This window comes from Intestinibacter sp., assembly GCF_034113885.1.
Lineage (GTDB): Bacteria > Bacillota > Clostridia > Peptostreptococcales > Peptostreptococcaceae > Intestinibacter.
On record NZ_JAXEWM010000148.1, the window covers coordinates 1 to 10435 of the forward strand.

Consider the following 10435-nt stretch of genomic DNA (forward strand, 5'->3'; position numbering starts at 1 on the left):
CGGCTATTGCGATTTTATTTTATAGAAGTGGTAGAGAAATAACAATAAGCGCATTTATATTCAGTTTGATAACTGTAGGATTTGTTTATTTTATAAGTAAGAGAGCTAAAGGAAATAAGGTTTTAGGACTTATACTAGCAGGTATTATGGTCAGCTCTTTATTTTCATCTGCGACATCGTTTATAAAATATACAAGAGGGTGATTTATTTGAAATTAATTACAGTAGCAGGTCCTCCTTCATCAGGAAAAACCTCCGTCATAATACATCTTATAAAATCTTTAAATGAAGATGGCAATAAAGTAGGCGTTGTTAAATTCGACTGTCTAAATTCATTTGACCAGATAAGATATAAAGAAAACGACATACCTATTCAAGTTGGATTTTCAGGAAAAATATGCCCAGACCACTTTTTTATAAGTAATATAGAAGATGCCGTAGATTGGGCTAAGCACAAGGAATTAGATATTTTGATAACAGAGAGTGCAGGCCTTTGCAATCGTTGTTCGCCTTATATAAAATCTATTCCAGCAGTTTGTGTAATAGACAATTTATCTGGTATAAACACTCCTAGAAAAATAGGACCGATGCTTAAGCTTTGTGATATTGTAGTTATAACTAAGGGAGATATTGTCTCACAGGCCGAGAGAGAGGTATTTTCCTTCAATGTAAGACAAGTAAATTCTAAAGCAAAGATAATATTTATAAACGGAATAACAGGACAGGGGACATTTTTATTAAAAAAATATCTAAGTGGAGTAAAGGATATAAAGACACTTAGAAATAAGCTTTTGAGATTTACAACACCTGCATCGGTCTGCTCTTATTGTACAGGCGAGATGCGAATCGGTGAATCTCACCAAATGGGAATGCTAAAGAAGATGGAGTTTGATTATGATGAATAGCGATTATGAAAATTTATACGATATGTCGATAGGTGAAATAGAAAAAAAGTACCCAATAGCCTCTGATTTTTTCTTAAATTACAATTTTGGGTATACAGATAAAAATTTATTATTTAGTGATTTGGTAGAAGCTCTAGACGACGATTTTAGCCTTAATTTCGGAGTGGAAAAGGGCGAGCTATTAGATAGGCTCGTGGAGTTTTTAGAGGAATTCGATCAGACTGTAGATACTATAGATATAGATAGTATAACTATAAACGGGGGAAGGGATAAATCAGGCGTCGATGAAAACGTCAGTATAACGATTTCAAAGGGTGAAATCATAAGTATAGTCGGTCCTACTGGTTCTGGAAAAAGCAGATTACTTGAGGACATCGAATGCTTGGCACAGAGAGATACTCCTACAAACAGAGAGATACTCGTAAACGGCGAGGTCCCAAGCGAGGAAACTAGATACAACATGGACGGAAAGCTAGTCGCACAATTATCTCAAAATATGAATTTTGTAATGGATTTAACAGTAGAGGAGTTTTTACAAATGCATTCAAAGAGCAGATTTTGCGAAAATCAAGAGGATATAGTTAAAAAATGCTTTTACTATGCAAATAAGCTAGCTGGAGAAAAGTTTGAGCTTACAACTAAGATCACTCAGCTTTCAGGAGGCCAATCTAGGGCACTTATGATATCAGATACAGCCTATATGAGTAGCTCTCCAATAGTACTAATCGATGAAATCGAAAATGCGGGAATCGATAGAAAGGAGGCAATAAAGCTGCTTTCTAAAAAAGAAAAGATAATACTTATATCTACCCACGACCCGATACTAGCTTTAAATGCAGATAAGAGAATCGTGATTAAAAACGGTGGTATTTCAAAGGTTATACCTACTACAGATGAGGAAAAAGAAAATGTGAAATATGTAGAATACCTAGATAATTTACTTCTAGATTTTAGAAATAAATTGAGATTAGGTGAGGTTCTTAAAAAGGAAGATATAGAGCCTATCGTAAAAAAGGGGGTAGCCAAAATTGTGGAAACTATATGACGATATGATAGATGGGATTCCAAAGGATATAGTAGTAGAGGATATGTTAGTCGGCGAACATTTTGCGCTCGTAAAAAGCACTGTAGGAAGTGGTATTGCAAGTGCATATCCAGAGGATACTAGATTGCCGGAGTTTATAAAGGAATTTAAAGGTAGAAAATTATACGAGGTTGCAAACTGCATCAAATCGTGGAATTTGACAGAGTCTGGAATAGGACTTGCCGCTATAAACTCTTACTACAATTCAGTAGAAGTAGTTGAGAGTAGAGGTATTAATCTAAATAAAAATAGATTTATGGAGGACAGAATAAACGATCCATTTATATCTTACCAAAATGATATAAAAGGTAAGAAGGTTGCAGTAGTAGGACATTTTCACTATTTAGAGCAGTTGTTTGCTCCAGTATGTGATTTGTCTATAATCGAATCAGATCCGATAGAGGGAGATTTTCCTGAAACAGCGGCACCTTATATTTTGCCAGAGCAGGATTTTGTGGTCTTAAGCGCTTATACATTGCAGAGTAAGCTTTTACCGTGGTATTTAGATTTATGTAAAAATGCATATGTAGTATTAGTCGGACCTATAACTCCTATGGCACCAATGTTGTTTGACTACGGTGTAAATGATTTATCTGGGTTTGTAATTAGAGAAGAGGCTCAGTGTAAGAGCATAATAAGTGGAAATCAAAGAAATAGCATGTTTTATGGAACTGGACAAAAAATCAATTTGAAGAATGTTTAAACATACAGGGGGATTTGTTGATATGAGGATGAATTGGAATGACTGTACAATAAAAGCGTTTAACAAGGCGAGTGAATACACTAGATTTCACGAAATAGTCGCAGAAAAAATAAAATCATATACAGAAGATACAAATACACTATGCGATATGGGATGTGGCTTAGCTCTAGTAGATATTTATTTGAGTAAATACATAAAAGATATAACTTGTGTCGATGTAAACGAAACGGTAATCGAATATGCAAAAAAAAATGCAGAAAAAAAGAACGTCGACAATATAAAATTTTTAGTCAGCGATTTCAAGGATGTAGAGGGATTTTTTGATACAATACTTATCTCGTTTTTTTCTTATGAGGATGTGGCGTATTTTTCAAAGCATTGTAATAAGCTTATCGTCATAGTAAATAACAGCGATAAAACTCATATACCAGTATCAGAGAAGAGACATGAGGCTATAAACTTACATACAGCTGAGAATTTAAAAAATCTTCTAGATCAGAAAAATCTAAAATACAGCGTCGAAACTATGAATTTACAATTTGGTCAGCCTTTTGAAAATGAGGATGAGATAAGGGATTATGCAGACGGCTACAACGAGTCAGGAGAAAATGATAAGATATTCGAACATGTAATGCAAAATATCCAAAAAGGCGATGGAGTAGCTTATTATCTACCTCATGACAAGAGAATATCTATATTTGCCGTTGAATTTGATAAATAAAATAAATGTAAGAGATTTTTGGTCTACCGCCGAGAATCTCTTGTTTTTTCGTGTTCGCTCATTTGACATATAAATGTCTATATAATTCCCAGTAGAAAATAATAATAAAATTTTACTCAGTCAACAAAAGAATTATATATATTATATAAAAACTTGGAAAGAATAAAATTAAATACGAAAATCTCTATTTTAAAAAGAAAGGAAAAAATAATGATAGTTGTCTTTATAAGAAGTATCATCCTGTACATAGCAGTTTTAATATCGATGCGAATAATGGGAAAGGGAGAAATAGCAGAGATGAACTGCTTTGACCTAGTAATCACGCTTTTAATAGCAGAAGTTGCATCACTACCTATGGAAAACAACGATATACCTATGATAAATGGAATAGCCGCACTGACAGGCTTAGTCGCTATGCAGACTATTATATCCTTTTTATCCTTGAAATTCAGGAAGGTAGCAATAATTCTATCTGGAAAGCCATCTATACTTATAAACAAAGGTAAGATAGATTACAGAGAATTAAAAAAGGAGAGAGTCAGCATCAACGAGCTTTTAGAACAGCTACGTATACAGGGGTATTTCAATATAAAATACATACAATACGCTATATTAGAGACAGATGGCAGCCTCAGTGTAGTTCCTACTTCAGACTATAGCTCGACTCCTACTAAGGAATACAACCATATACCTATGCCGCTTATATTAGACGGGAATATAATATCAGAAAACCTCGAAAAAATGGATAAAGATATAATATGGCTAAAACAAATACTAAAATTTCATAGAATAAATAGAATAAAAGACGTCTTGATATGTATTTTAGATGAATACGACGAGATAATAATTCAAAAGAAAAATTGAGGTGAATTAGATGAAAAGTACGATAATATCACTTACATGGGTGGTTTTATTTATATTTTTTGGAATTTATATAGACAATAAGGTAGAATCCTTTGGAATGGAGTATATAGACGATATAGAGGCTACTTACTATGTAGTGCACGATGGAGATTGGAGTAAATCAGATAAAATGGTAGATAACCTATCTAAAAAGCTAGAAACACAGAGAAATCTATGGCTAAAGGTGTTAAATCATCAATACTACGACGATATACAATTAGAGCTCAATTTAGTAAAAAACGCTATTTACTGCGAAAATAAAATAAGGGCTTTAGAGGGCTTGGAGAAGACAAAATCCATACTACTAAACATAATTGACGATGAAAAATGTAATTTAAATTATATTTTTTAAAAGGGCAGATGCCCTTTTAATCATTTTTTTAGAAGAGTTAAAAAATTCTCTAGAATTCTAGCTGTTATTCCCCATATTATGTAATTTTTGTATTCGTAAAATAAGACAGGATACTTACCTACTGCGAATTTGTAATTTTTCTTATTAGGAATTCTATCGTATGGAAAGTCGTCGCTTGGATCTATTTTTATTTCGTTTTCGAATTCCTCTGGGGAGTAGTCCATCAAATAATGTACAGGCGCGGTGAATGTGTGATCTACTTCAGCTGTATTGATAGATAAATGTTCTGCATCCTTTATTACTCCCACATATGGATGAATTATTAAATTGGAATGATTTATATACAAATCTAGAGGAGAAATTATCTCTATATTTTCAGGGATAGTACCCAATTCCTCGCATGTCTCTCTGATGCATGCATCAATTGGTTTTTCTCCTTTTTCTATTTTACCTCCAGGAAAAGAAATCTCATTTGGTTGTCTTCTCAAGGTTTTAGCTCTGACCTCAAATAAAATTTCGCAGGAATTATCTTTTTCAATCAATGGAATTAGCACAGAGGCTCTTTTCATATTTTGAAAGCCGTTTATGTATGGAACGAAGTTTTTGAATTTATTTTCTATATCTTTAATCATGAATATTGTCGCTTCCTTTCGAAAAATAAATTAACATATAAATATTATAAACTATAATAAAAAAAATATAAATTATTATCAAAATGAAAAAAATATGTTAAAATTAATGAAATATTATCAAAATAAGTATAAAATAATAAATAAAATACAAAATACGAGCTAAATTTGTTCGTATAAGGGGGGACTTTAAGTTGGATAAATTATATGACGTTATGATAATTGGCTCTGGAGTGGTAGGAAATGCCATTGCTAGAGAGATGTCTAGATATAATTTAAAAATAGGTGTATTAGAAAAGGAATTAGATGTATGTAATGAGACAAGCGCTAGAAATTCTGGGGTTCTACACGCTGGGTTTAACAATAAGCCTGGGACACTTATGGCGAGATTTTGTGTAGAAGGAAATCAAGGCTTTGATCAAGTTGCTAAAGAATTAGGGGTGCCTTTTAACAGATGTGGTAAGCTTGTAGTAGGATTTACTGAAGAGGACAAGCAAAAATTAATCGCCATGAAGGAACAAGGTGAAAAAAACGGTGTAAAAGGTCTAGAAATAATAGGCAGAGAAAAGATAAAAGAAATCGAACCGCATATAGACGGCGAATTTGCGATGTGGTCTAAATCAACAGGTATACTGAATCCATTCTTGCTTACTATAGCGCTTGCAGAAAATGCAGCTGCTAATGGTGTCGATTACTATTTTGGAAATGAAGTAGTCGGTATAGAGAGAATAGATGAAGTCTACAATATAAAAACTGTAAAGGATACATACAAAACTAGATGGGTAGTAAATGCTGCCGGACTTTACAGCGATAAGGTGGCTAAGATGCTAGGAATAGACGATTATACAATACATCCATGTAGAGGAGAATATTTTATACTAGATGAAAAGGTCGGCTCAAAATTAAGCCTTCCAGCATATCCAGTTCCAAATCCAAAGGAAGGTGGACTAGGAATTCACTTGACTCCGACAATCGATGGAAATGTATTTATAGGACCAAGTAGTGAATACATAGATGAGAGAGACGATTATTCAGCTACTCAAAAGATAATGGACTTATTGATAAAAGACGGTGGAAGAATATTCCCTCATATAAATAGAGGAGATTTCATAAGAAATTTCGCAGGAATCAGACCTAAGCTCGCTTCAAAGGAAGAAGGTGGATACCACGATTTCGTAATAGAGAGAAGAGAAGAAGCTCCAAATACTATAAACCTTGTTGGAATCGAGTCTCCAGGACTTACAAGCTCAACTCCAATCGCCAAGTATGTAGTTTCTCTAATGAAGGAAAAAGAAGATCTTACAGTAAACGAAAGCTTTAATCCAATTAGAAAGCCTATAGTTACATTTGCTGATAAATCTATAGAAGAAAAGGAAGCCTTAATCAAAGAAAATCCTGATTACGGCGAAGTGATCTGTAGATGTCAAACTATAACTAAGGCGGAAATACTTCAAGCTATAAACAACCCACTAGGCGTTGAAACTCTAACTGGAATCAAATACAGATGTAGAGCTATGATGGGTAGATGCCAAGGTGGATATTGTGAAACTAGAATAGCAGGACTTTTAGAAGAGGTTAAACACAAGGATAGAAAAGATGTGTTGTATTCTAGAGAAAACTCTAATATGTTTGTAGGAAAGGTGAGAGACTAATGATTGAAAATAAAGATGTAGTAATAGTTGGAGGTGGACCTGCAGGTCTTGCAGCAGCTCTTGAACTTAAAAATAAAGGAATAGAAGATATACTTATAGTAGAAAGAGAAGATAAATTAGGTGGAATACTAAAGCAATGTATCCACGATGGATTTGGTTTGACTAGATTTAAAGAAACTCTAAGTGGACCAGAATACGCAGATAGATTTATAAAGGAAGTCGAAAAACAAGGAATCGACTATATAACAGATGCGACAGTTATAGATGTAACTAACGACAAGCTTGTAATCGCCGCTACTAGAGATGGTCTAAAGCAATACAAGGCAAAGGCTGTAGTTTTGACTATGGGATGTAGAGAGAGAACTAGAGGTGCTATATCAACTCCTGGTACTAGACCAGCTGGAATTTACAACGCAGGTGTCGCACAAAGATACATAAACTTGACTAATACTATGGTAGGTAAAAAAATAGTAATACTAGGTTCTGGAGATATAGGCCTTATAATGGCTAGAAGACTTACACTTGAGGGTGCTAAGGTAGAGGCTGTTGTAGAGCTTTGTCCATATGCAAATGGGCTTCCTAGAAATATCGAACAATGTTTAAACGACTTCGATATACCTCTTTATCTAAGCCATACAATAACTAACATAGAAGGAAAATCAAGACTTGAGGCTGTTACAGTGAGCCAAGTGGACGAAAATAAAAGGGTAATTCCAGGTACAGAAAAAAGATACGAATGCGATACTTTGATACTTTCAATAGGACTTATCCCAGAAAATGAATTATCACTAAAAGCAGGTGTCGTACTAGATCCTAGAACTAAAGGAGCAGTAGTAGATGAAAACTACCAAACTTCAGTAGAAGGTATATTTGCAGCAGGAAACGTACTTCAAGTTCACGATTTAGTAGATTTCGTTTCACTAGAAGCTGAAAGACTTGCAGATCACGTTTGCGAATATATAAACGACGGAAAATTAGCCGAAAGCAAGATAAATATAGAAGCTGGAGAAAATATAAACCACACTATTCCACAAAAAATAAGTGGAACTAAGGATTTTGTGCTTTCTTTCAGAGTTAGAAAGCCATTTAAGGAATGCAAGGTAGATATAATGCAGGGCGAAGAAATCTTAAAAACTAAAAAATACAAAAAAGCAATACCAGCAGAGATGGTTCAAATAAAAATTTCAAAAGACGAAATAAAATCAGATAAGGATTTGAAGGTGATTATAAGTGAATAGAAAATTTACATGTATAGTTTGTCCAAATGGATGTGAAATAGAAGTAGATTACGAAGGAAAAGAGATAAAGAGCATCGAAGGGGAAGGCTGCAAAAAGGGTAAGGAATACGTAACTCAAGAATTAGTAGACCCAAGAAGAAACATAGCTTCTTCTGTAGTTTTACTAAATGGAGAGCTTCCACTTGTGAGCGTAAGACTTACAAAGCCAGTTCCTAAGGCAAAAATATTCGATGTAATGGATATAATAAAAAGTATAAAATTAGAAGCTCCAGTAGAAGTTGGAGATGTAGTAGTCAAAAATATAATGGGATATGACAGCGACCTTATAGTAACTAAAAAAGTAGATAAAATATCTTAATAAGTAAGGAGTAAAAAATGTCTCAAATAAATGAAATACTAGATAATATAAAGCTACCTCAAATTATGAAGGTAAAACAAGTATTCGACGATACTAAGATAGAAAATGTACCTGAATACTTAAATCAAAAATTAATCGAAAAACAAATAAAAGATAAAATAAAGCCAGGCATGAAAATAGCGATAACTGGTGGCAGCAGGGGAATTAGCCACTACCAAGCTTTGATGAAGACAGTAGTGGATTTTGTCTACAAATGTGGTGCTACACCTTTTGTAGTTCCAGCGATGGGAAGCCATGGTGGTGGAACTGATGAAGGTCAAGCCAACATGCTAAAAAAACTAGGCATAACTAAAGAAACTGTAGGCTGCGATATAATATCTTCAATGGAGGTAGTAGAAGTCGGCAGAACATCTAAAGACCTTCCAGTCTACATAGATAAAAACGCAGCAAGCGCAGACGGTATTATTTTACTAAACAGAGTAAAGCTACATACATCTTTTAGAGGAAAATACGAAAGCGGACTTATAAAGATGATGGCTATAGGGCTTGCTAAGAGAAAAGGAGCAGATATGACCCACTCTCTTAGATATGAAAATATGGCAGAAAACCTAGTCGAAGTCGGAACTATAGCTCTACAAAACTTAAACATAATCTGCGGCGTAGCCTCTATCGAAAATGGTTACAACGAAGTTGCAGATGTATTTGTATTGAAAAAAGATGAAATACTAGAGGAAGAACCAAAGATTTTGGAAAAATCTAAAAAGCTGATGTCTAGAATCTACTTAGACGATATAGACGTGCTTATAGTAAACGAAATCGGAAAAAACATAAGTGGTACAGGAGTAGATACAAACATCGTAGGAAGATTCCACACAAAAGCCGCCAGCGGTGGTCCAAACACTATAAAGCTAGGATTTTTAGATATAAGTGAAAAATCAGGCGGAAATGGAAATGGAATGGGACTTGCAGATTTTGTATCTAAGAAGTTCTACGATAAAGTAGATTTCCCGGCTACTTACATAAACGCGATAACTTCTACGGAGCCAAATAGCGTGAAGCTACCTTTAGTATTAGACAGCGATAAGTATGTATTTAAAGGATGTGTCAAGCTTTGTGGAGTAAGAGATTTAGACAAACTAAAATTAGTCGTTATAAACAACACTAAGGAGCTAGACGAAATTTACATGAGCAAGGCAGCGTTTGAAAACGTAGTAGATAAAGAAAAGGTAAAATCTATTTCTGATTTATTTGACATACCTTTTGATGAAAAACATAATTTAAAATTATTCTAATATAAAGAGATCTTATTGTATTGTAAAAAAATTATACAATAGGATCTTTTTTATTTACAAAGAATTTATATTAATTTGACAACCTAAACCTATTGTAAATATGTTAAATGATTTTGTGAGATTATGTATGAAATAAATTTTGTTGGGACATAATATAACCAAGAATTTACAAGATTAGGAATTTCTATTATGAATTACCTAAACTAGAAAGAGGTGCATTATGTTTCGACAAGAACATTCAAATATATTTAGTTCTAAAAGAATTAGATCAATGGTAGATAATTTAGATATAGACGAAATGAGTTCTTTTATAGCGTTAGCTCAAGCAAAATTAAAAAATTTATATAATTTAGGTTTTTATGATGAAACAGATGGAAAAAACAAGATTTTAGAAGGCAGATTTAAAAAAGGTCTTAGATGCCCTAAATGTGGGCATCCAGAGGTAAATAAAAATGGAACAACATATGGTCGTCAAAGATATATTTGCAAAAAATGTAGAAGAACATTTGACGAAAGAAGTCTTTCTCCCCTTTCAAATACAAAATTAAGCTTGGAAAAATGGCTAAAATATTGTCAATTTATGATAGAAGGTGGAACTA

Annotated in this window: 13 protein-coding genes; 12 read left to right on the plus strand and 1 reads right to left on the minus strand. The window is 33.6% G+C overall.

From position 1 onward, the window contains the following. The 7 genes from SPD90_RS09230 to SPD90_RS09260 all read left to right on the plus strand — a co-directional run. Positions 1-203 (plus strand): iron chelate uptake ABC transporter family permease subunit (locus SPD90_RS09230; protein WP_320925028.1); only part of this gene is annotated, 203 nt, incomplete at its 5' end. Further along, complete coding sequence (locus SPD90_RS09235) at positions 200-904, plus strand: GTP-binding protein (RefSeq protein ID WP_334309410.1); 705 nt, start codon at positions 200-202, stop codon at positions 902-904. The genes SPD90_RS09230 and SPD90_RS09235, both read left to right, overlap by 4 nt. Further along, the gene (locus tag SPD90_RS09240; RefSeq protein WP_320925030.1) at positions 894-1949 is read left to right on the plus strand and encodes an ATP-binding cassette domain-containing protein; all 1056 of its coding nucleotides are present in this window, start codon (positions 894-896) and stop codon (positions 1947-1949) included. Before SPD90_RS09235 ends, SPD90_RS09240 begins: the two co-directional genes overlap by 11 nt. Next, the gene (locus SPD90_RS09245) at positions 1933-2691 is read left to right on the plus strand and encodes a Rossmann-like domain-containing protein (protein ID WP_320925031.1); all 759 of its coding nucleotides are present in this window, start codon (positions 1933-1935) and stop codon (positions 2689-2691) included. The genes SPD90_RS09240 and SPD90_RS09245 overlap by 17 nt, the downstream gene beginning before the upstream one ends. Positions 2692-2713: 22 nt before the next feature. Beyond that, entirely contained in the window at positions 2714-3412 is a 699-nt protein-coding gene (locus SPD90_RS09250; protein WP_320925032.1) for a class I SAM-dependent methyltransferase, read from the plus strand. Positions 3413-3622: 210 nt separating this feature from the next. Then, positions 3623-4276 carry a DUF421 domain-containing protein gene (locus tag SPD90_RS09255; RefSeq protein ID WP_320925033.1) on the plus strand — a complete coding sequence of 218 codons (654 nt, stop codon included), beginning with the start codon at positions 3623-3625 and terminating at the stop codon, positions 4274-4276. A 10-nt stretch (positions 4277-4286) separates the two neighbouring features. After that, entirely contained in the window at positions 4287-4667 is a 381-nt protein-coding gene (locus tag SPD90_RS09260; protein WP_320925034.1) for a DUF4363 family protein, read from the plus strand. Positions 4668-4687: 20 nt separating this feature from the next. Here the strand turns inward: SPD90_RS09260 and SPD90_RS09265 are convergent, their stop codons facing one another. Continuing rightward, complete coding sequence (locus SPD90_RS09265) at positions 4688-5299, minus strand: NUDIX hydrolase (protein ID WP_320925035.1); 612 nt, start codon at positions 5297-5299, stop codon at positions 4688-4690. A gap of 191 nt (positions 5300-5490) precedes the next feature. Between SPD90_RS09265 and SPD90_RS09270 the strand changes: the two genes are divergently transcribed. The 5 genes from SPD90_RS09270 to SPD90_RS09290 all read left to right on the plus strand — a co-directional run. After that, on the plus strand, positions 5491-6948 hold the full coding sequence (locus tag SPD90_RS09270; RefSeq protein ID WP_320925036.1) for an NAD(P)/FAD-dependent oxidoreductase: 1458 nt from the start codon (positions 5491-5493) through the stop codon (positions 6946-6948). Continuing rightward, the gene (locus tag SPD90_RS09275; protein WP_320925037.1) at positions 6948-8186 is read left to right on the plus strand and encodes an NAD(P)/FAD-dependent oxidoreductase; all 1239 of its coding nucleotides are present in this window, start codon (positions 6948-6950) and stop codon (positions 8184-8186) included. The genes SPD90_RS09270 and SPD90_RS09275 overlap by 1 nt, the downstream gene beginning before the upstream one ends. After that, positions 8179-8544 (plus strand): DUF1667 domain-containing protein, encoded by a 366-nt coding sequence (locus tag SPD90_RS09280; RefSeq protein WP_320625674.1) that lies wholly within the window; start codon positions 8179-8181, stop codon positions 8542-8544. Before SPD90_RS09275 ends, SPD90_RS09280 begins: the two co-directional genes overlap by 8 nt. Positions 8545-8561: 17 nt before the next feature. Then, the gene (locus tag SPD90_RS09285) at positions 8562-9836 is read left to right on the plus strand and encodes a lactate racemase domain-containing protein (protein WP_320925038.1); all 1275 of its coding nucleotides are present in this window, start codon (positions 8562-8564) and stop codon (positions 9834-9836) included. A gap of 220 nt (positions 9837-10056) precedes the next feature. After that, positions 10057-10435: transposase (locus SPD90_RS09290; RefSeq protein ID WP_442909059.1), on the plus strand; the 379-nt coding region annotated here is incomplete at its 3' end.

Excerpts from the sequence above, each read along its gene's own strand:
- SPD90_RS09255 (WP_320925033.1), top strand. The coding sequence starts at position 3,623 with ATGATAGTTGTCTTTATAAGAAGTATCATCCTGTACATAGCAGTTTTA.
- SPD90_RS09260 (WP_320925034.1), top strand. The coding sequence starts at position 4,287 with ATGAAAAGTACGATAATATCACTTACATGGGTGGTTTTATTTATATTT.
- SPD90_RS09285 (WP_320925038.1), top strand. The coding sequence starts at position 8,562 with ATGTCTCAAATAAATGAAATACTAGATAATATAAAGCTACCTCAAATT.
- SPD90_RS09240 (WP_320925030.1), top strand. The coding sequence starts at position 894 with ATGATGAATAGCGATTATGAAAATTTATACGATATGTCGATAGGTGAA.
- SPD90_RS09250 (WP_320925032.1), top strand. The coding sequence starts at position 2,714 with ATGAGGATGAATTGGAATGACTGTACAATAAAAGCGTTTAACAAGGCG.
- SPD90_RS09275 (WP_320925037.1), top strand. The coding sequence starts at position 6,948 with ATGATTGAAAATAAAGATGTAGTAATAGTTGGAGGTGGACCTGCAGGT.
- SPD90_RS09265 (WP_320925035.1), bottom strand. The coding sequence starts at position 5,299 with ATGATTAAAGATATAGAAAATAAATTCAAAAACTTCGTTCCATACATA.